A 19,179-nucleotide genomic window follows, 5' to 3' on the forward strand; every position below is an offset into this window, starting at 1 on the left:
AAGGATGCTGGGTACGGGCTTTTCGCCGTGGCCGAGCTTCACCGAAGAAGAAGCCGAGGCTGTGCGACGGGTGTTGCTGTCCAACCGCGTGAACTATTGGACGGGCGCTGAGGGTCGCGAGTTTGAGCAGGAGTTTGCCGCGTGGGCGGGAACACGCTACGCCGTGGCCTTGGCCAATGGCACGCTGGCTCTGGATGTGGCGCTGAAGGCGCTCGGCATCGGGCCGGGGGACGAGGTGGTGGTGACGCCACGTAGCTTCATCGCAAGCGTGTCGTGCGTGGTGAATGCGGGTGCGACGCCGGTGTTTGCCGACGTTGACCGCAACAGCGGCAATTTGACTGCCGAGACAATTGCAGCTGTGCTGACACCGCGCACTCGGGCGGTGATCGTGGTGCATCTGGCCGGTTGGCCCGCGGACATGGATCCGATCACGGCGCTGGCGGAGCGCCACGGATTGAAGGTAATCGAGGATTGTGCCCAGGCCCATGGCGCCCGCTACAAGGGGCGCAGCGTGGGTAGCATTGGCCACGTGGGCGCCTGGAGCTTTTGCCAGGACAAGATCATGACCACTGGCGGCGAAGGCGGCATGGCCACCACAAATGACGAGGCCTTGTGGCGTGCGATGTGGGCGTACAAGGATCATGGCAAGAGCTATGAGGCGGTGTATGAGCGGGAGCACCCGCCGGGTTTTCGCTGGTTGCATGAGGACTTTGGTACCAACTGGCGGATGACCGAAATGCAGGCGGCCATCGGTCGCATTCAGTTACGGCGCATGGCCAACTGGACGGTGCGCCGGCACCACAATGCCAACACGCTCACCGATGCACTGAGACCCCTTGCGGCGCCAACAGGGCCGCTGCGGCTTGCCCATCTGAGTTGCCCGAGCGGTTGCGGGCAGCGTAAGGCCGTTGCCGCAGGACGGGGTTGTGTGGCACAAGCGCACCCAGTCTGTACGCACGCCCATTACAAGTTTTATGCCTACGTGCGCTCCGAGAACCTCGCCCCAGGCTGGTCGCGCGACAAGATCGTTGAGGCCATCACCGCCGAGGGGGTGCCGTGCTATGCGGGCAGCTGCTCGGAGATTTATCGGGAGAAGGCGTTCGACAACACGCCGTGGCGGCCGACCGAGCGCCTACCTGTGGCCCACGAGTTGGGAAACAACAGCTTGATGTGGCTTGTGCATCCGACTTTGACGGACGAGGAAGTAAGTCGCATGTCGGCAGCGAGCGTCGACGTGCTGGCTCGCGCATCGAGAGCGCGATGTCAAGGCTGAATCGGAACAAGGAAAGCGAAGCGGAAAACGCCAAGCTCACATGAAACCTATATACAGAACTGCGCTGGTCTTCCTGCATGACGCGGTGGCTGCCTGTGTGGCCTGGGTTGGCGCCTACGCGCTGCGCTTCAACCTGACGCTGCCGCCGGAGTACCAGGCCGACATGGCGTCCACCCTCGCCTGGGTGGTCCCGCTGCAGACGCTGATCTTCTGGCGCTTTGGCCTGTACCGGGGCCTGTGGCGCTTCGCCAGCCTGGCGGACCTGCAACGCATCCTGCGCGCGGTGGCGATCGCCGCCTTGGCCGTGCCGGGTGTGCTGCTGCTGCTGCGGGTAGACGCCGTGGTGCCACGGTCGGTGCTACTGCTCGATCCGCTGCTGCTGTTGCTGCTGATGGGCGGCAGCCGTTTTGCCTACCGCGCCTGGAAGGACCATCGCCTCGGCCTGACGCTGACGGACGTGCAGCCAGTCATCGTGCTCGGTGCCGGCACGGCAGCCGACATGCTGCTGCGCGAGCTGGCCCGTGCCGGCTCGCCGTGGCGCGTGGTCGGGCTGCTCGACGACGACCCCGCCCTCAAGGGCCGCCACCTGCATGGCGTTCCCGTGCTGGGGGGCCTCGACGGGCTGACCGGACACGCCCGCCGGCTGGACGTGCGGCAGGTGATCATGGCCCTTCCAGCGGCGCCGCACGCGCTGCGCCGCCAGCTCAGCGAAACGTGCATCGCCGCCGGGCTGACGGTGCGCACCGTACCGGCGCTGGACGACCTGATGCACGGCCGCGTGGCGGTGAGCGCCCTGCGCGCCCTGGAACTCGACGATCTGCTCGGCCGCGACCCGGTGCAGCTCGACGACGCCGGCCTCGCCGCCTGGCTGGGCCCTCGCTGCGTACTGGTGACCGGCGCCGGCGGGTCCATCGGCTCGGAGCTGTGCCGCCAGATTGCGCGCTTTCGGCCGGGCCGGCTGGTGCTGCTGGAGCAATCGGAACTTGCCCTGTACCAGTTGCGGCAAGAATTCGAGGCGCGCTTCGCGGACCTGGAACTGGCCTGGGTCATCGGCGATGTCAAAGACAGCGCCCTGCTGGAGCGGGTGCTCACCCGGCACCGGCCGGCGGCGGTTTTCCACGCCGCCGCCTACAAGCACGTGCCGCTGATGGAGGAAAACCCGCTCGAAGCGCTGCGCACCAACGTGCTCGGCACCTGGGCGGTCGGGCGGGCTGCGGTGGCGGCCGGCGTGGAGAAGTTCGTCCTCGTGTCGACTGACAAGGCGGTCGAGCCGACATCGATCATGGGGGCCTCCAAGCGACTCGCGGAGCTCGTGGCGCAGTCACTCGAACGGCCGGGCGGCACGCGCTTCATCGCCGTGCGCTTTGGCAACGTGCTCGGCTCGTCGGGCAGCGTGGTGCCGCATTTCCGGGCGCAGATCGAGGCGGGCGGGCCGATCACGGTGACCGACCCCGCCGTGACGCGTTACTTCATGTCAATCCCGGAGGCCGCGCAGCTGGTACTGCAGGCCGGCCTGATGGGCAGCGGGGGCGACCTGTTCCTGCTGGACATGGGTGAGCCGGTCAAGATCGTCGACCTGGCGCGGCTCATGCTGCGCCTGGCCGGACGCACCGAGGCCGAAATTCCGATCGTCTTCACCGGGCTTCGGCCGGGCGAGAAGCTGTTCGAGGACCTGCACTCGCCAAAGGCGAACGTCACTGCAACGCAGCACCCCAAACTGTGGCGAGTGGCCGAGCCGACGCTCGACGCCGACCAGGTAACCTCCGTACTGCTTGACCTAAAGGCCTGGCTGAAATCGGCCGACGGCCGGGGCGCGCGCGACTGGGCTCTGGCACTCGCCAATGGGCGCTCACGGCCCGCGACCGGCCCCACGCCGCCAGCCTGGCGCAGCGACCCCGACCTAGCCGCGCCGCACGCGCCCCGCAGTAATCTGCGGCACTAAGCTACGCGGCGACGTCGCAGCCCGGTTGGGTGTCGGCGCGCGTCCCCCTGCCCCCCCGCACCCAGGCCCACTCAGGGGCTCGGCGCGGGCGACTGCGCTGTCGAAATCACCCCGGTCAAGGGCAGCAGATTGGCCGCGGCGCGCTGGGCTTCGGCCGAATCGAAAGCGGCCTCGAAATCGGCCTGAAAGGTTTCCAGAGCGCCGTACAGGTCGAGCACGGTGGCCAGGATGTTGAGGTGATCCACCGTCTGCCGGAAACGGCCAACGGCAACGCGTTCCGGCGGGCCCACCAGCAGCGTCGGGATGGTGTGCGGCGGCCCGATGTTCTCCGCACCGTCCTCATCGAAGGTCACGATCAGCAGGCTGTTGTTCGCGCGCGCCCAGTCGGCGTAGGGGCGAATGTTCGCCGCCAGCCAGGCATCGGCGGCCGCGATGCTCGCGCTGTGCGCGTCGTTTTGCTCATTCGGCACCACCAGCGAGACGGTCGGCAAGTGCTCGTAACCGATCGGCCGGCCGTCGGCGTCGACGGCGAAACCGCGGTACTTCTTGCCATCGGTCGGGTCAACCGTGTTCAGGAAGCCGAGGTTGGTTTCCAGTGGCAACAGGAAGCGCGCGGCCCGCTTGGGCACCTCGGCGCCGTACAGGTTGATCCAGTTGATGGTCGGGTTGTGCTTGCGCCGGTACATGTCCACCGCGGGGTCGACGTCGCCGTCGCGGTCCCAGGTGGGATATGGAAGGGACTCGGAAAACGACGCGAAGGTGCCGCCCGCGGCGATGATCGCCGCGCCGAGATTGGGCGTAGTGAGCGGCCGCCGCTCCGCCGGAATCAGGCTGTTGCCTATACCGACCGGCACGTTTTGCAGCGGCGCGGGCAGCTTCTTACCGTCTTCGCTGTACAGCGCCTTGCCGAGATACGGCGACTGCGGCGACTGGAACCAATGCGGCAACACGCCCTGGTTGCTGGCCGAGAACAGGTACAGGTAATTGGGCTGGCTGGGGCGGGCGGCCAGCTGCGCGGGATCGCCGGGGATCACCGTGGCGTACGGCGTAGTCGCGGCGTAAGCGTTTTCCAGCAAGGCGCCGGTCGTCGCAAGCGCGTTGATGAATGGCGCCTCCGCTTTGCCGATGACCTGCGCGGCCGAGCGGTTCTCCAGCACCACGATGACGGTGTGATCTGGCCGCCATGTCGGTGGCGCAGCTTCAGTGCAGCCCGCGAGCGACGTGAGTGCAGCGCAGGCGCGCAGCATGCGTTGAGCAACGATTGCCATCCTGATTTGCATACCTGACCGGTCCCGTTTCCCGTTGTTGATTGTTGTTTCTTGACGGCCGGTAGGCACACCCGGCGCAGCGTGCGTCATGCCGCCCCGTCCGTCAGGCGCCGCCGATGTCGCCACCCTGCTCCAGCCACCGTGCGCACTCCGCGCCGAGTTCCGCGCGCGCCCGCTCGGCATACGCGGCGCCCTGCCCGGGCGACAACAGCTCACGCCAACGTCCGGCCTCACCGCGGTGCAGGAAGGCCACGGCGCCATCCCGCCACATTTTGCCGCCGGCCGGCACGGTGCGCTCGCCATGCGCGCGCATGTACTCGAACGTGCAGTGCTCGACGGCCGCCGTCCACGCCGCGGAACCGAGTGCGATGCCGAGGAATTCGGCCATGCGGCGCATCTGGCCCGCCAGGTCGCGCTTCAGGTCGGCGTAGTGCACGAACAGCACGTTCGGCAAATGACGCACTTCCCACCACGAGCGCACACTGGAAAAGAACGGCCAGAACGGCGCGCCGTCGTCGCGTAACCACGTGTCGAACGCCTCGCCCGCGCTCGCCGCCGGCGGCGGCATGGGCGGCCCGATGCGGCCCGGCGTGTCGTTCAGCATCTGGAACCAGCCCTCGGTGGCGCGCGCGTGGTGGTTGTACAGGCTCACCGCCACGTCGCGCCCGTCGCGGCCGATGTAGAGGTATTTCGCGCGCGGCGAGAACACCAGCGCGTCGACCGGCAGGTGGGTCTTGATGAAGCGCCGGTGGGTCTGCGCCGCCAGCAGGGCGTGCTTGACCGGCGTCGGTGGCGCGCGAAGATCCAGCCACGGCGAGATGTCGTGCACCGGCACGTCCTCGGCGCCGGCGAACACGAGCTGCCCCACGATCTGCTGCGTCCAGGTGGTGCCGGCCTTGGCGTAGGTGGCAATCACGATGTCGTCGTCGCGAAAGACGAAGTCGTTCCAGGCCGTGGAATCGAAGTGATGGTTGTGCAGCTCGCGGGTCTTCACCGGCCAGCCGTCGCGCCAGTCGAGCATGTTCTGTCCTCGTGAAGCCCGGTGCGGTCGAGCATAGCCGCTGCGCGTTCAGAGCGGCGGGGTGGTCGGTTATGGGGTCGGCCATGGGGTCGGCTACGCGGGCCGTGTCTCGCGCATGCGCAGCGCGAGCGCGCCGGACGCAAACGTGAGGCCCGCGACCGCGAACACCGCCGCCCGCAGGCCGAACGCGTCGGCGGCCAGCCCCGCCAGCACGGCGCCGACGGCGTAGCCCAGATCGCGCCACAGGCGGTACACGCCCACCGCCGACGCGCGCCAGCTCGGGTGGGCAACGTCACCGATGGCGGCCAGCAGCGTCGGATACACCATGGCCGTGCCTGCACCGAGCAGTATCGAACCCGCGGCGAAGCCCGCGAAACCGTGCCCGGCACCGACCAGCACAATGCCCGCCCCCTGCACCCACATGCCGCCGACGATGAGCCGCTTGCGGCCGATGCGGTCCGACAAGGCGCCCGTGTAGAGCTGCGTCACTCCCCACACGGCGGGGTAAATCGCGGCCAGCGTGCCGATTTGCCGCAGTCCCAGCCCGGCCGCCGCGAACAGCAGCGGGAACAGGCCCCAGGCCATGCCGTCGTTGAGGTTGTTGACCAGGCCCGCCTGACTCACCGACGACAGGTTGCGGTCGGCAAACGAAGTCCGGCGGAAAATTTCGCTCGCGGACAGCGCGGCGCGTGCGGCGTGGCGCCCCGCCTCGTGCGCCGCGTGGCCGCGCGTCTCGCGCACCGCGAACACCGACAGGCCAAGCCCCAGCACCACATAGCCGACCCCAAGATAGAACGGCTGCGGGCGCAGGCCGTAGCGGGCGGCGATCCAGCCCGTCGCCAGTGCCGACAGCGCCACCGCGCCGTACCCCGCAAACTCGTTGAGCCCCATGGCGAGCCCGCGCCGCTGCGGGCCGGCCAGATCAATCTTCATGATCACCGTGGTGGACCAGGTCAGGCCCTGACTGACGCCGAGCAGCGCGTTGGCTGCCAGCACCCAGTCCCAGCTCGGCGCCCACATCAGCACGAACGGCACCGGCACTGCCACCAGCCAGCCGCCGACCAGCACCGCCTTGCGCCCGACCGCGTCCGACAAACGCCCGGCGACGTAGTTGGTCACCGCCTTGGTGACGCCGAACACGACGATGAACGACAGCACCGCACTGCGTGCGGCGAGCGCGAAATCCTGCTCGGCGATGGCCGGCAGGATGCTGCGTTCGAGCCCCACCATGGCGCCGACGAAGGCGTTGACCAGCACCAGCAGCAGGAACTGCGACAGGTTGGCGCGGATGCCCAGACGCGGCGGCGCGCTCATGTCCGTTCCCCCCCGTGAAACCCGGCGCGCGTATGCTACCGGCCGGCTTTCCAACACACGACCGAGGAGGCGCGCATGGCCGGCAGACTGGCGGGAAAAGTGGCACTCATCACCGGCACGGCCGACGGCCAGGGCCGGGCCGCGGCGCTCGCGTTTGCGCGCGAGGGCGCGCGCGTCGTCGGCTGTGATCTGAAGACCGATCTGGCCGAAGAGACGGTGGCGCGGGTGCGCCACGCCGGCGGCGAGATGGTGTCCATGCAGCCGCTGAACCTGAACGACGAGGCGGCGGTCCAGCGCTGGATCGACTTTGCCGTCAGCCACTACGGCGATTTCGACATCCTCTACAACAACGCGTCCGGCGTGCGCGGTGGCACCATTGAGAGCCTCACCCGCGCGGACTGGGACTTCAACCTCGCGAACGAAATCACCATCCTGTTCCTCGCCATCAAGCACGCGCTGCCGGTGTTCAAGCGCCGCGGCGGCGGGGTGATCCTGAACACGGGCTCGGTCGCCGGCATGGTCGGTGCGGCCATGCCAGGCAACATGCCGGGCAACTTCGTGCACAACGTGTCGAAGGGCGCCGTGCTGCGCATGACGGTGCATCTGGCGGTGGAGCTGTCACCCTGGAACATCCGCGTCAACGCCATCTCGCCCGGCCTGATCGACACGCCGGCCACGCGCCCGCTACTGGACGTGGGCGGCAGTGAGCCGTTCATGCGCTCACTGCTGATCAAGCGGCCGGGTCAGAGCGAAGACATCGCCCGCGCGGCGGTGTTCCTGTGCTCCGACGAGGCGGACTACATCACCGGCGTGAACCTGCCGGTGGACGGCGGCTGGACGGCATCGGGTGGCCTTGGCCGACCGGATCCGGACGTCACCCGCATCTACGGCGAGGCGATGGCGGCGCTGTGCAATGTGCCGACCGGGCCCGGCTGAGCCAGTCGCCGATCAACGCTGCGCGGCGCGGCCCTACAGCAACACCTCGAAGCGCTCCGGCGCAAAACCGTCCGGCACGCGCGGCTGCTTGAACAGCTCGACCGCCGGCGCGACTTCCATGAAGGCACAGCCCAGATCCATCAGGCGCTGCGCCGGGCCCGGCAGGTCCACGCCGGCTGGAAAGTCCTTCAGGTACTCCAGCACCGCGTCCATGCGCGGCAGCAGGGCGTGATAGAACGCTTCGAGGTCGTGGTACTCGCTGGTCACGCGCCTGCGGCTCCTCGCCGCCTCGGTCGGCAGTGCCCACAGTGCGGCCCAGTGTTCGAGGTCGTGAAACTGCGCCGGCAACAGGTCGGTTCCGCTCATCGCACCCTCCTCAGCCCGCCCGCACCAGCCGGTCCACCACCACGTACTGGTGGCGGCAGGCGATTTCCTGGTCCGAGAACTGCAGCGTGCGGATGCCGCCGGATTCGAGCCCGCGCTGCGTCGCCTCCAGCGTGGAGAGGTCCTCCAGCACCGCGTCGCGCAGCAGCACTTTCGAGAACTCGCTGGCGACCTTCACCGCCGCGTTCGGCGCCTTCAGCATGTACATGCGCACTTCCCAGTGCGTGCGGTTCACCGCCTCGGGCCAGAAGTTGTAGGTGAAGTACCAGCCGTTGGCGGGGTCGATGAAGAAGTTGGGGAAGAACACGTTCACGTCGAAGCCCCAGTTCGCCATGCCGCCCGGGTTCAGGCCCGGCATCAGGTTCTGCATGGCAGCGGCGCCCTGGGTGAGCGTGGCGGCGGCCTTGAAGGCCAGCGCCTCGGCGGGTTTCGGATTGCGTGAGGGATTCGCCGGGCAGGACAGCGCCCGGTGCGGGCCGTCGATGCGCGCGTGCTCCAGCAGGCAGCTCGCTATCGCGCCGCCGGAGAAGGCATCCGGCAGCGAGCGGCGGTGCACCATGGCCACGTGGTAGCCCTCCTGGAAGGCATCGATGAAGGCCTTCCAGTTGCTCGCCGCGGTGGCGCGCCAGGAGCCGACCAGCTCCATCTGATCGAACGGGTAGTCCTTGAGGTTGGCGCCGAGTGCGCCGAGGTACGTGCGCAGGTCCTGCGGTGGGTTGTCCTGCGGGTGGATGAACACGAAACCGTTCCAGGTGTCGCACGCGAACTCGCGCAGGCCGAGCGCGGCGCGGTCCAGGCGGTAGAACTCGGCCTGGTCCGGCACGTCCACCAGCCGGCCGCGGCTGTCGTACACCCAGCCGTGGAAGGAGCAGGTCAGCACCTTGCGACAGCCGCGCTCCTCGTAGGCAAGCAGGTTGCCGCGGTGCTGGCAGACGTTGTGAAACGCCCGCACCTGGCCATCGTCGCCGCGGATCACCAGCACCGAGGCGCCGAGCACGGCCAGATCCTTGACGAAGTAGTCACCGGCGTTCGGGATGGCATCGGCCCGGCCGACGTTCAGCCAGTGGCGTTTGAACACCGTCTCGCGCTCGCGCTCGAAGTAATCGGCCGAGATGTACGGCTCCACCGGCACCGGCCCGTCGCCGAGATCCGGGTAGTGGCGCGCAAACCGGAACGAGGCCAGTTCTTCCTTGCCCATGACGGTTCCTCCTCTGGACGACAGCGGTGTCCGTATCGTAAACGCTTGCCGCCCGCGCGGGCCGGGTCAGACGCCGAGGCGTTCCAGCAGGGTCTGCTGCGCGGATACAGGCGCCGCCGCGCCGTGCTCGACGCGCCGATAGGCGCCATCGGCCAGTAACTCCCAGGCCTGCTGGTTGTCGGCGAGATACAGCATCAGCTCGTCGGTCACGCGCGTGCGCAGCGCCTCGTCGAGGATCGGAAAACACACCTCGACGCGCCGAAAGAAATTGCGCTCCGCCCAGTCGGCGCTGCCGCAGTACACCTCCGCCTCGCTGCCGTTCTGGAAATAAAAGACCCGCGTGTGTTCCAGAAACCGGCCGACGACGGAGCGCACGCGGATGCGCTCGGACACGCCCGGCACGCCCGGACGCAGCGCGCACATGCCCCGCACGATGAGGTCCACTTCCACGCCGGCCTGGGAGGCCGCGTACAGCGCCTGGATGCTGCGCGGCTCGACCAGCGCGTTCAGCTTGATGACGATGCGCGCCGGCCGGCCGGCGCGGGCGTGCCCGGCCTCGCGCTCGATCTTGCCGAGCAGCGCGTCGTGCAGCGTGAAGGGCGATTCGAGCAAATGTTCAAAGCGCCCGACCACGCCGAGACTGGTCAGTTGCAGGAACACGCGCTGCACGTCCTCCACCACCGCCGGCTGGCAGGTGAACAGGCCGTAGTCGGTGTACAGGCGGCTGGTGCGCGGGTGGTAGTTGCCGGTGCCAAGGTGCGCGTAGTGGCGCAGCGCGCGGCCCTCGCGCCGCACCACAAGACTCATCTTGGCGTGCGTCTTGTACCCGACGACGCCGTAAACGACGTGCGCGCCGGCCTCCTGCAGGCGGTTGGCGAGCGCTATGTTCGCTTCCTCGTCGAAACGCGCCCGCAGCTCCACCACCACCGTCACTTCCTTGCCGGCACGCGCGGCGGCGACCAGCGCGTCGGCGATCACCGACGCCTCGCCGGTGCGGTACAGCGTCTGCTTGATGGCCAGCACGTCCGGGTCGCTCGCCGCCTGCTGCACGAACTCCACCACCGGCAGGAACGACTGGAACGGGTGGTGCAGCAGCACGTCGCCCTTGGCGATGGCGGCAAAGATGCTGCCGCTCGGCCCAAGCGCCGCCGGCAGCCCCGGCGAGAACGGCGCAAACCGCAGGTCCGGCCGCTCCGGCAGGTCGCACACGGCGAGCAGACGGTTCAGGTTCACCGGGCCGTTGACGCGGAACAGGTCGATCGGTTCGAGTCCCACCTGCGCCAGTAGGTAGTCCGTCATGCCCTGCGGGCAGGTGTCGGCCACTTCAAGGCGCACCGCGTCACCGTAGCGGCGCGACTGGAGCTCGCCCTCCACCGCACGCAGCAGGTCGTCGGCTTCTTCCTCGTCCACGAACAGGTCGCTGTTGCGCGTCACGCGGAACTGGTAGCAGCCCTTCACCTCCATGCCCGGGAACAGCGCGCCGACGTGGGCGTGGATCACCGACGACAGGAACACGAACTGGTGCTGCCCGGCCGGCGCGTGCGGCAGCGGGATGATGCGCGGCAGCGAGCGCGGCGCCTGCACCACGGCGTTGCCGCTGCGCCGGCCAAACGCGTCCATGCCGGACAGGGCGACGATGAAGTTGAGGCTTTTGTTCAGCACCCGCGGGAACGGGTGCGCCGGGTCGAGCCCCATCGGGCTCAGCATGGGCGCCAGTTCGTGGTCGAAGAACTCGCGCACCCAGTCGGCCTGCTCGGGGCTCCAGTCGCCGCGCGCCACGAAGTGGATGCCCTGCCCCGCCAGCGCCGGCAGCAGCGTGTCGTTCAGGATGCGGTACTGGATGTCGACCTGTTCGTGCACGCGCGCGCCGATGGCGTGCAGCAGCTCGGTCGGGCCGAGCTGGTCCGGCCCGGCCTGCGCGGACCCGAGCGCTTGCAGCTCCTGCAGGCGCGCCACGCGAATCTCGAAGAACTCGTCGAGGTTGGTGCTGAAGATGCACAGGAACCGCAGGCGCTCCAGCAGCGGCAGGCGCTCGTCGAGCGCCTGCGCCAGCACGCGGCCGTTGAATTCGAGCAGGCTCAGCTCGCGGTTGATGTACAGATCAGAGCGCTTGAGGTCGATGTCGTCGGTCATGCCGGGGGCCGGTGGGGTGAGTGGCCAGATTCTGCCCCGGACGCGCGCGGCGCAGGTTACAGCCACCCCGTCCGCTGACTGCCGCTGCGTGCGTGGCCGCGTCACGGCGTTGCGCTAGCCCAAGAAACGCAAAAAGCCCGCGCGGCTGCGCACCGCGCGGGCTTTTTCGATAGCTCCGGCCGCAGGCCGGGGGCTTACACGTCCACCAGCACCGCGTCGCCGTCCACGCGCGTGGCGTAGGTCTTGATCGGCTTCTTCGGGCGGAAGAGGTTCATCAGCTGCACGCCGGGCGGGAAGCAGGCCCACTTCACGGCCTCGCCGGTCTTGATGTCGAACTCGGCGCGGTGCAGCGGGCACTGCACGCGCTGGCCGTCCAGGATCTTGCCGCGCGCCATCGGGCCGAACACGTGCGGGCAGCTCGCCGCGGTGGCGCGGAAACCATCGGCGAGGTTGTAGACCACCACCGCCTCGCCGTTGACCTTGACGCGCTTCATGCCGCCGGCCGGCACCTCGTTCACTGAGCAGGCTCGTACAAACGCCATTGCTGTCTCCCTGTGCGATGGGCGGTCGGGCCGCCGGGTTGAGATCGTCTCGGTCAGCCTGCGACGAGGCCACCGTCGACACTGTAAACCGAGCCGGTCACGTAGCGCGCGCTGTCGGACGCGAGAAACAGCACCGTATCGGCGATCTCGTCCGGCTGCGCGAAGCGGCCCATTGGCACGCGCGCGGTGAGCCGGTCGTGCAGGCGCGGGTTGTCCTGCAGGCCCTGCGTCATGTCCGTGGCCACCCAGCCGGGCGCGACCGCGTTGACGCGGATGCCGTCCTGCGCCCAGTCCACGGCGAGGCCGCGCGTGAGACCCGCCACGCCCGCCTTGGTCGCGGCGTACACGGACAAACGCGGCGTGCCGATCAGCGAGGCGACCGAGGCCACGAACACGATGGCGCCCGGTCGCTTGTCGGCAAGACAACGCGCGCCGAAACCGCGCGCGGCGATGAACGGCCCGCGCAGGTTCACCCGTGCGATGGCGTCGAAGTCCTCGTCGGAAATCTTCTCCGGCCGCGCGTACACCGGGCTCACGCCGGCGTTGTAGATCAGCGCGTCGAGCGGTCCCGCGGCGTCCAGTACGGCGTCGAGGCGTGCGCTGGCGTCCGCGGCGGCGATGTCGAGGCCGTGGCCGGTGACGGCCGCGCCGTGCTCGGCGGCGAGCCGCGCGGCGGTATCCGCCGCCGCCTGCGCGCTGCGCGCTGTCAGGTGCACCACCGCGCCCAGCGCCGCGGCGCGAGTGACGATGGCAAGGCCGATACCGCGGCTTGCGCCGACGACCAGCAGGCGCTTGCCGGCAAGGTCGGCGATGGGCTTGTTCATGCGGGGCTCCAATGGGCGGGGTTCAGCGCGCGGCCTGCGCGGCTGGCGCTAAAAACAGGCGCGGGTCGACGCGCGCGTCGTTCAGCGACAGCGCCCAGTGCAGATGCGGGCCGGTGGCCCGGCCGGTGCTGCCGACGTTGCCGATGGCGTCGCCGGTTTCGAGCACTTGCCCTTCGCGCACGGCAACGCGGCTCAAATGGCAGTACAGCGTCACGAGGCCCTGGCCGTGGTCGACGAACACCGTGTTGCCGGTGAAAAAGTAATCGCCGACGCGCAGCACGCGGCCCGGCGCCGGTGCCGTGATCGGTGCCCCGGCCGGCGCGGCGATGTCGATGCCCGAATGGGGACTGCGCGCCTGGCCGTTGATGACGCGTTTCAGGCCGAAGTTGCTGCTGAGCGGACCTGCCGCCGGCATGGCGAACGCGAGCGTGGGCGCACCGGCCGAGCGGTGCCGGAATGCGGCCAGGATCTCCACCTGCTCGCGCTCGATGCGCTTCAGGCTCTCGGGCGACGGCGTGACCTTGTCCTGATCGGTGATGGTCAGGCGCTGCACCGGGTACTGCCGCGCCAGCACCTTGAACCCGACGTTCTGCGTGCGCCCGTCAGCAAGGCGCACGTGCACCGCCGCCGGCCCCGGCGTCTGACCGAGCGGCAGGCCGACGATCGCACGCCAGCCGTCCGCGGCCTGAACCGTCAGCACCGGGCGGCCCGCGAAGCGCGCCTCGCCCTGCGCGTCGAAACCCGCCGGCAACGCGATCACCGCCACGCCGCCCGGTACCGGGTCGTGGCGCGGCAGGGCGTGCGCGGGCGCCGTCACCAGAACGGTGCCGAGCCACAGCAACGCGGCGACAAGACGAGAGGCAAGTTTCTGGCTCACTGCGGCCGGCCTTCGCTATCGGAATCGACAGCCTCGATGCGCGCATCGGCGCTGCCCGTGCCCAGGCGCAGGCGCACCCGGTCGCCGACGGCGAGCTGCGCGGCCGCGTGTACCACGGGCAGGTCCGGCGGGCGGGCGACGATGGCGTAGCCGCGGCCCAGCGTGGCGAGCGGGCTGAGTGTGTGCAGCCGCGCAGCGGCTGCGGACAGTGCCTCGCCGCGCGTGCGCAGCAGCGCGGTTTGCGCGCGGGCAAGCCGCGATGCCGCATTGCGCAGGTGGTCGCGGCCCACGCCGATGCGCCCCGCCGGCGTGGCGGCGCGAAGCCACGCGAGCAGCGCCTGCGCGCGCGCCTGCCGACGGTCGAGGCCGCCCTGCATGGCGAGTGTCAGGCGCCGCTCCAGGCGCACAAGATCGTCGTCGAGCCGCCGCAGGCGCTCGCCCGGATGCACCAGCCGGCGGGCGAGGTAATCCACGCGCTGCTGGCGGCGCTCCATCTGGTGGTGCATGGCGCGCAGCAGGCGCCGCTGCCACTGGCCGAGCCCGGCCAGCCACTCGGCGCGGTCCGGCAGCACCAGTTCCGCTGCGGCGGTCGGCGTCGGCGCGCGCTGGTCGGCGACGAGATCGGCCAGGCTGAAATCCACCTCGTGACCCACGCCGACCACCGTCGGCAGCGTGCAGCGGGCGAGCGCGCGTACCACCGCCTCGTCGTTGAACGACGCCAGATCCTCCAGCGAGCCGCCGCCGCGCACCAGCAGCAGCACGTCGCCGAGCGCGTTCTCGGACGCAAGATCGATGGCGCGCTCGATGGCTGGCACCGCACCCTCGCCCTGCACCGGCACCGGCAGCAGCAGCACGTCGGCCGCCGGCCAGCGGCGGGCGAGTGTGGTCAGCACGTCGTGCACCGCCGCGCCGCGCGGCGAGGTGATCAGCACCAGGCGCTGCGGCAGCGCCGGCAGCGGGCGCTTGCGGGCAAGGTCGAACAGCCCCTCGGCGGCCAGACGCGCCTTGAGTTCCTCGAGTGCCCGGCGCAACGCACCGTCGCCGGCGGGCTCCAGGTGCTCCACCAGCAACTGGAACTCGCCGCGATCCTCGTAGAACGACACCCGCGCCCGCAGCAGCACCTGATCGCCGGTGCGCGGGCGCTCGCGCAGCAGGCTGGCGCGCGAGCGGAACATCACGCAGCGCACCTGCGCACGCGCGTCCTTGAGCGTGAAGTACAGATGCCCGGACGCGGCGGCGGTGAAGTTGCCGATCTCGCCCTCCAGCCACAGCAGCGGGAAGCCGGCCTCCAGCAGCGTGCGCACTTCGAGTGTGAGGCGGGACGGCGTGTACACGTCCCGCGCCGGAGCGCTGTCGATGGTGATGGCGGCTTCGGCGGGCATGGGCGGCTACCGGGAAAGGGCCGGCGATTATAGGAAACCGATGAATCGCGAACCGTGGGAGGCCCGCCCTCGTGCCGAATGCGCCGGTGCGCAGCGAAGATTCGCGGCGAGGGCGCCGCTCCCACAAGGTAATCGCCGCGCCTGCAACCTCAGGCCGGGTGTTCTGCTCAGGCTGTGCTGTGGGAGGCCCGCCCCCGGGCCGAATGATTCCCTTGCCCCTTGCCCCTTGCCCCTTGAGCCTTGAGCCGTGCCAGACCCGCGTTGGCCCGACCCGACCCCGCGCCTATAATGGGCCGACCCTGACGCACCGCCCCGGGTCGCCCGCCATGCGCATTGCCTACGAAGCCCTGACCTTCGACGACGTCCTGCTGATTCCAGCCTACTCGGACGTCCTGCCGCGCGAGGTGGACCTCGGCACACAGGTCACGCGCGGCATCCGGCTGCGCATTCCGCTGCTGTCGGCGGCCATGGACACGGTCACCGAGTCGCGCCTGGCCATCACGCTCGCGCTGCAGGGCGGCATGGGCATCATCCACAAGAACATGCCGACCGAACGCCAGGCCGCCGAGGTACTGCGCGTCAAGAAGTTCGAAGCCGGCGTCATCAAGAACCCCATCACCGCCCGGCCGGACATGAGCATCGGCGAGGTGCTGGCGCTGACGCGCGCGCACCACATCTCGGGCGTGCCGGTGGTGGACGGCGAGGACCTGGTCGGCATCGTCACCAGCCGCGACCTGCGCTTCGAGACGCATTACGGCGCGCCGGTGTCGTCCATCATGACGCCGCGCGAGCGCCTGGTGACGGTGCGCGAGGGCGCCGGTTCCGACGAGGTGAAAAGCCTCTTGCACGCGCACCGCATCGAGAAGGTGCTGGTGGTGGACGACGCGTTTCGCCTGCGCGGCCTCATCACCGTCAAGGACATCGAAAAGCAGACCCAATTTCCGAACGCCGCCCGCGACAGCCAGGGCAGCCTGCTGGTCGGCGCTGCCCTGGGCGTGGGTGAATCCGGCCGTGAGCGCGCGCTGGCGCTGATCGAAGCCGGCGTCGACGTGCTGGTGGTCGACACCGCCCACGGCCACACGCGCGGCGTGCTCGACATGGTGCACTGGCTCAAGGTGGAGCAGCCGCAGGTGCAGGTGGTGGGCGGCAACGTCGCCACCGGCGAGGGCGCGCGGGCACTGGCGGAAGCCGGCGCGGACGGCGTGAAGGTCGGCATCGGCCCGGGCTCGATCTGCACCACGCGCATGGTGGCAGGCGTCGGCGTGCCGCAGATCAGCGCCATCTACAACGCCGCGCAGGGCCTCGAAGGTACCGGCGTGCCACTGATCGCCGACGGCGGCGTGCGCTACTCGGGCGATGTGGCCAAGGCGCTCGCCGCCGGCGCGCACACGGTCATGCTCGGCAACATCTTTGCCGGCACGGAAGAAGCCCCCGGCGAGGTGGAGCTGTACCAGGGCCGCTCGTACAAGTCCTACCGCGGCATGGGCTCGCTCGGCGCCATGGGCGGCCAGCACGGGTCGAGCGACCGCTACTTCCAGGAAAGCAGCGAGGCCGACAAGCTGGTGCCGGAGGGCATCGAGGGCCGCGTGCCGTACAAGGGCTCGGCGGTGCCGATCGTGCACCAGCTGTGCGGCGGCGTGCGCGCCAGCATGGGCTACACCGGCTGCCGCGATCTCGCGCAGTTCCGCGAGAACACGCGCTTTGCGCGCATCACCGGCTCCGGCGTGAAGGAAAGCCACGTGCACGACGTGACCGTGACCAAGGAAGCGCCGAACTACCCTAGCTATTGATGCCGGGGCTTCCTGCCGCGGGCTGCGCTACTCCCACAGGCCGCGAGTGTGGGAGGCCCGCCCCCGGGCCGAATCTTCACAGGCTGGTTGGCTGTGATGAAGCCTTTCGCGGCGAGGGCGCCGCTCCCACAGGATTTGGGATGTGGGAGGCCCGCCCTCGGGCGGAATGTTCACTTGCAGGCTGTTTGGCCGCATGAAGCACTTCGCGGCGAGGGCGCCGCTCCCACCTCCCCCGCCATTGACCCCATGACCGACATCCACGCCGACCGCATCCTGATCCTCGACTTCGGCTCGCAGTACACGCAGCTGATCGCCCGGCGCGTGCGCGAGCTCGGCGTCTACAGCGAGATTCACCCCTGGGACATGGACGCCGCCGCGCTGCGTGCCTTCGCGCCCAAGGGCATCATCCTTTCCGGCGGGCCGGAGTCGGTCACCGAGGCCGGCTCACCACGCGCGGCCGACGTCGTCTGGACGCTCGGCGTGCCGGTGCTCGGCATCTGCTACGGCATGCAGACCATGGCGGTGCAGCTCGGCGGCGCAGTGCAGCCGGGCGAGGTCAAGGAATTCGGCTACGCCGAGATCCGCGCCCACGGCCACTCGCGGCTGCTCGACGGTATCGAGGACCGCGTCAACGCCGAAGGCCACGGCCTGCTCGACGTGTGGATGAGCCACGGCGACCGCGTCAGCGCGCTGCCCGATGGCTTCAAGCGCATTGCCTCCACCGCCGACGTGCCGCTCGCCGGCATGGCGGACGAAGCGCGCCGCTACTACGCCATCCAGTTCCACCCCGAGGTCACCCACACCACCCAGGGCACGCGCATCTACGCGCGCTTCGTGCACGACATCTGCGGCTGCGGCAGCGCCTGGACGCCCGGCAACATCATCGAGGACGCCATCGCCGCCGTGCGTCGCCAGGTCGGCAGCGGCAAGGTCTTGCTCGGCTTGTCGGGCGGGGTCGATTCGTCCGTCGTCGCGGCGCTGCTGCACCGGGCCATCGGCGACCAGCTCACCTGCGTGTTCGTCGACAACGGCCTGCTGCGTCTCCACGAAGGCGACCAGGTGATGCAGGTGTTCGCGCGCAACCTCGGCGTGCGGGTGATCCGCGTCAACGCCGAAGCGCGGTTTCTGGACGCACTCGCGGGCGTCGCCGACCCCGAGGCCAAGCGCAAGATCATCGGCGGCCTGTTCATCGACGTGTTCGACGAGGAAGCCGCCCGGATCGAGGGCGTCGACTTCCTCGCCCAGGGCACCATCTACCCGGACGTGATCGAGTCCGCCGGAGCCAAGACCGGCAAGGCGCACGTCATCAAGAGCCACCACAACGTCGGCGGCCTGCCCGAGCACATGAAGCTCAAACTGGTCGAGCCGCTGCGCGAGCTGTTCAAGGACGAGGTGCGCGCCATCGGCCTCGAACTCGGCCTGCCCGCCGAGATGGTGCAGCGCCACCCCTTCCCCGGCCCGGGCCTCGGCGTGCGCATCCTGGGTGAGGTCGCCAAGGCCGCCGCCGACACGCTGCGTCTCGCCGACCACATCTTCATCGAAGAACTGCGCCGCGCCGGCTGGTACGACAAGACCAGCCAGGCGTTTGCCGTCTTCCTGCCGGTGAAAAGCGTCGGCGTCACCGGCGACGGCCGCCGCTACGAACCCGTCGTCGCGCTGCGCGCCGTCGAGACCGTCGACTTCATGACCGCCCGCTGGGCGCACCTGCCCTACGAACTGCTCGACGTCTGCTCGCGGCGCATCATCAACGAAGTACCCGGCCTCTCCCGCGTGGTGTACGACGTCTCCGGCAAGCCGCCGGCGACGATCGAGTGGGAGTGATTTAGCGACCGATAATGTAGATCGCCTGCCCGTCCACCGGAACACTCCGACTTGGCCGCGTGAGGTAATTCGCTAGGCGTCGCACATCGTGGACTTACGCCCGCTTGCGAGAAGCAGATGAGCGGCCACGTTGGGCGTGGCGGTGACGTCGAGTTGTCTGCTTGAGGCGAGGTCGCTGTGCTCTGGGACAGGCCTAGCGGCGTCGGACGAGGTACTTGATGCCGTTCCAGATTCGCTGCCCAAGCGCTACGGGTTGAGAGTGGCGCAACTTCTCGCGCGCGAGGAAGTACGACTTCCGGCGTTCGTGCTCACGCTGTCGACCAGCCTGAACTTGCGCTTCCGTCCAGTCGACGTTACCCCTTCGTGAGTAGCGGTCCGGTTCAGAGCCCTTGGGTGGATGGTATCGCTCTGGCCGCCAGCTGCCGGGCATACGCGGTGGGCGTCAGCCCGCCGAGTGCTTTCTTCGGTCGTTCC

The 19,179-nt window shown here is 69.4% G+C and carries 15 protein-coding genes; 5 read left to right on the forward strand and 10 right to left on the reverse strand.

The genetic code is table 11. From position 1 onward, the window contains the following. Positions 1–4: 4 nt before the first annotated feature. Positions 5–1,273, forward strand: a complete 1,269-nt coding sequence (locus AB7F93_RS09250) for a DegT/DnrJ/EryC1/StrS family aminotransferase (protein WP_428302614.1) — start codon at positions 5–7, stop codon at positions 1,271–1,273. Positions 1,274–1,313: 40 nt separating this feature from the next. Next, positions 1,314–3,215, forward strand: coding sequence for a polysaccharide biosynthesis protein (locus tag AB7F93_RS09255; protein WP_428302615.1), 1,902 nt, complete (start codon positions 1,314–1,316; stop codon positions 3,213–3,215). 71 nt (positions 3,216–3,286) lie between these two features. Here the strand turns inward: AB7F93_RS09255 and AB7F93_RS09260 are convergent, their stop codons facing one another. The 3 genes from AB7F93_RS09260 to AB7F93_RS09270 all read right to left on the reverse strand — a co-directional run bounded on the left by AB7F93_RS09260 (position 3,287) and on the right by AB7F93_RS09270 (position 6,818). Then, positions 3,287–4,462 (reverse strand): alkaline phosphatase family protein, encoded by a 1,176-nt coding sequence (locus AB7F93_RS09260; protein ID WP_428302616.1) that lies wholly within the window; start codon positions 4,460–4,462, stop codon positions 3,287–3,289. 124 nt (positions 4,463–4,586) lie between these two features. After that, positions 4,587–5,504 carry a sulfotransferase domain-containing protein gene (locus AB7F93_RS09265; protein WP_428302617.1) on the reverse strand — a complete coding sequence of 306 codons (918 nt, stop codon included), beginning with the start codon at positions 5,502–5,504 and terminating at the stop codon, positions 4,587–4,589. A 93-nt stretch (positions 5,505–5,597) separates the two neighbouring features. Then, complete coding sequence (locus tag AB7F93_RS09270) at positions 5,598–6,818, reverse strand: MFS transporter (RefSeq protein ID WP_428302618.1); 1,221 nt, start codon at positions 6,816–6,818, stop codon at positions 5,598–5,600. A gap of 75 nt (positions 6,819–6,893) precedes the next feature. Between AB7F93_RS09270 and AB7F93_RS09275 the strand changes: the two genes are divergently transcribed. Next, on the forward strand, positions 6,894–7,754 hold the full coding sequence (locus tag AB7F93_RS09275; protein ID WP_428302619.1) for an SDR family NAD(P)-dependent oxidoreductase: 861 nt from the start codon (positions 6,894–6,896) through the stop codon (positions 7,752–7,754). Between the two features lie 33 nt (positions 7,755–7,787). Here the strand turns inward: AB7F93_RS09275 and AB7F93_RS09280 are convergent, their stop codons facing one another. The 7 genes from AB7F93_RS09280 to xseA all read right to left on the reverse strand — a co-directional run bounded on the left by AB7F93_RS09280 (position 7,788) and on the right by xseA (position 15,094). Next, the gene (locus tag AB7F93_RS09280) at positions 7,788–8,120 is read right to left on the reverse strand and encodes a hypothetical protein (protein ID WP_428302620.1); all 333 of its coding nucleotides are present in this window, start codon (positions 8,118–8,120) and stop codon (positions 7,788–7,790) included. A gap of 10 nt (positions 8,121–8,130) precedes the next feature. Beyond that, positions 8,131–9,336: an aromatic ring-hydroxylating oxygenase subunit alpha gene (locus tag AB7F93_RS09285; RefSeq protein WP_428302621.1), complete on the reverse strand. Its 1,206-nt coding sequence runs from the start codon at positions 9,334–9,336 to the stop codon at positions 8,131–8,133. A gap of 66 nt (positions 9,337–9,402) precedes the next feature. Continuing rightward, positions 9,403–11,469 carry a polyphosphate kinase 1 gene (ppk1, locus tag AB7F93_RS09290; protein ID WP_428302622.1) on the reverse strand — a complete coding sequence of 689 codons (2,067 nt, stop codon included), beginning with the start codon at positions 11,467–11,469 and terminating at the stop codon, positions 9,403–9,405. 194 nt (positions 11,470–11,663) lie between these two features. Then, on the reverse strand, positions 11,664–12,011 hold the full coding sequence (locus AB7F93_RS09295) for a Rieske (2Fe-2S) protein (protein WP_428302623.1): 348 nt from the start codon (positions 12,009–12,011) through the stop codon (positions 11,664–11,666). A gap of 53 nt (positions 12,012–12,064) precedes the next feature. Then, positions 12,065–12,835: an SDR family NAD(P)-dependent oxidoreductase gene (locus tag AB7F93_RS09300; protein ID WP_428302624.1), complete on the reverse strand. Its 771-nt coding sequence runs from the start codon at positions 12,833–12,835 to the stop codon at positions 12,065–12,067. Between the two features lie 22 nt (positions 12,836–12,857). After that, positions 12,858–13,712, reverse strand: coding sequence for a peptidoglycan DD-metalloendopeptidase family protein (locus AB7F93_RS09305; RefSeq protein WP_428302625.1), 855 nt, complete (start codon positions 13,710–13,712; stop codon positions 12,858–12,860). Next, a complete protein-coding gene (xseA, locus tag AB7F93_RS09310) occupies positions 13,709–15,094 on the reverse strand; it encodes an exodeoxyribonuclease VII large subunit (RefSeq protein ID WP_428302626.1) in 1,386 nt (461 codons plus the stop codon). Before xseA ends, AB7F93_RS09305 begins: the two co-directional genes overlap by 4 nt. A 326-nt stretch (positions 15,095–15,420) precedes the next feature. Here xseA and guaB point away from each other — a divergent pair, with 326 nt between their 5' ends. Together guaB and guaA are read left to right on the forward strand one after the other, a co-directional pair. Beyond that, positions 15,421–16,884, forward strand: coding sequence for an IMP dehydrogenase (guaB, locus tag AB7F93_RS09315; RefSeq protein WP_428302627.1), 1,464 nt, complete (start codon positions 15,421–15,423; stop codon positions 16,882–16,884). A 246-nt stretch (positions 16,885–17,130) separates the two neighbouring features. Then, positions 17,131–18,705 (forward strand): glutamine-hydrolyzing GMP synthase, encoded by a 1,575-nt coding sequence (gene guaA, locus AB7F93_RS09320; RefSeq protein ID WP_428302628.1) that lies wholly within the window; start codon positions 17,131–17,133, stop codon positions 18,703–18,705. Positions 18,706–19,179: the final 474 nt, after the last annotated feature.

Source organism: Immundisolibacter sp., assembly GCF_050250495.1.
Lineage (GTDB): Bacteria > Pseudomonadota > Gammaproteobacteria > Immundisolibacterales > Immundisolibacteraceae > Immundisolibacter.

Bases quoted from the DNA above. Each gene is read 5' to 3' on its own strand.
- AB7F93_RS09250 (WP_428302614.1), top strand. From the start codon at position 5: ATGCTGGGTACGGGCTTTTCGCCGTGGCCGAGCTTCACCGAAGAAGAA.
- AB7F93_RS09275 (WP_428302619.1), top strand. From the start codon at position 6,894: ATGGCCGGCAGACTGGCGGGAAAAGTGGCACTCATCACCGGCACGGCC.
- AB7F93_RS09285 (WP_428302621.1), bottom strand. From the start codon at position 9,336: ATGGGCAAGGAAGAACTGGCCTCGTTCCGGTTTGCGCGCCACTACCCG.
- AB7F93_RS09270 (WP_428302618.1), bottom strand. From the start codon at position 6,818: ATGAGCGCGCCGCCGCGTCTGGGCATCCGCGCCAACCTGTCGCAGTTC.
- guaA (WP_428302628.1), top strand. From the start codon at position 17,131: ATGACCGACATCCACGCCGACCGCATCCTGATCCTCGACTTCGGCTCG.
- AB7F93_RS09260 (WP_428302616.1), bottom strand. From the start codon at position 4,462: ATGCTGCGCGCCTGCGCTGCACTCACGTCGCTCGCGGGCTGCACTGAA.
- AB7F93_RS09255 (WP_428302615.1), top strand. From the start codon at position 1,314: ATGAAACCTATATACAGAACTGCGCTGGTCTTCCTGCATGACGCGGTG.
- AB7F93_RS09280 (WP_428302620.1), bottom strand. From the start codon at position 8,120: ATGAGCGGAACCGACCTGTTGCCGGCGCAGTTTCACGACCTCGAACAC.
- AB7F93_RS09300 (WP_428302624.1), bottom strand. From the start codon at position 12,835: ATGAACAAGCCCATCGCCGACCTTGCCGGCAAGCGCCTGCTGGTCGTC.
- AB7F93_RS09295 (WP_428302623.1), bottom strand. From the start codon at position 12,011: ATGGCGTTTGTACGAGCCTGCTCAGTGAACGAGGTGCCGGCCGGCGGC.
- guaB (WP_428302627.1), top strand. From the start codon at position 15,421: ATGCGCATTGCCTACGAAGCCCTGACCTTCGACGACGTCCTGCTGATT.
- ppk1 (WP_428302622.1), bottom strand. From the start codon at position 11,469: ATGACCGACGACATCGACCTCAAGCGCTCTGATCTGTACATCAACCGC.
- xseA (WP_428302626.1), bottom strand. From the start codon at position 15,094: ATGCCCGCCGAAGCCGCCATCACCATCGACAGCGCTCCGGCGCGGGAC.
- AB7F93_RS09265 (WP_428302617.1), bottom strand. From the start codon at position 5,504: ATGCTCGACTGGCGCGACGGCTGGCCGGTGAAGACCCGCGAGCTGCAC.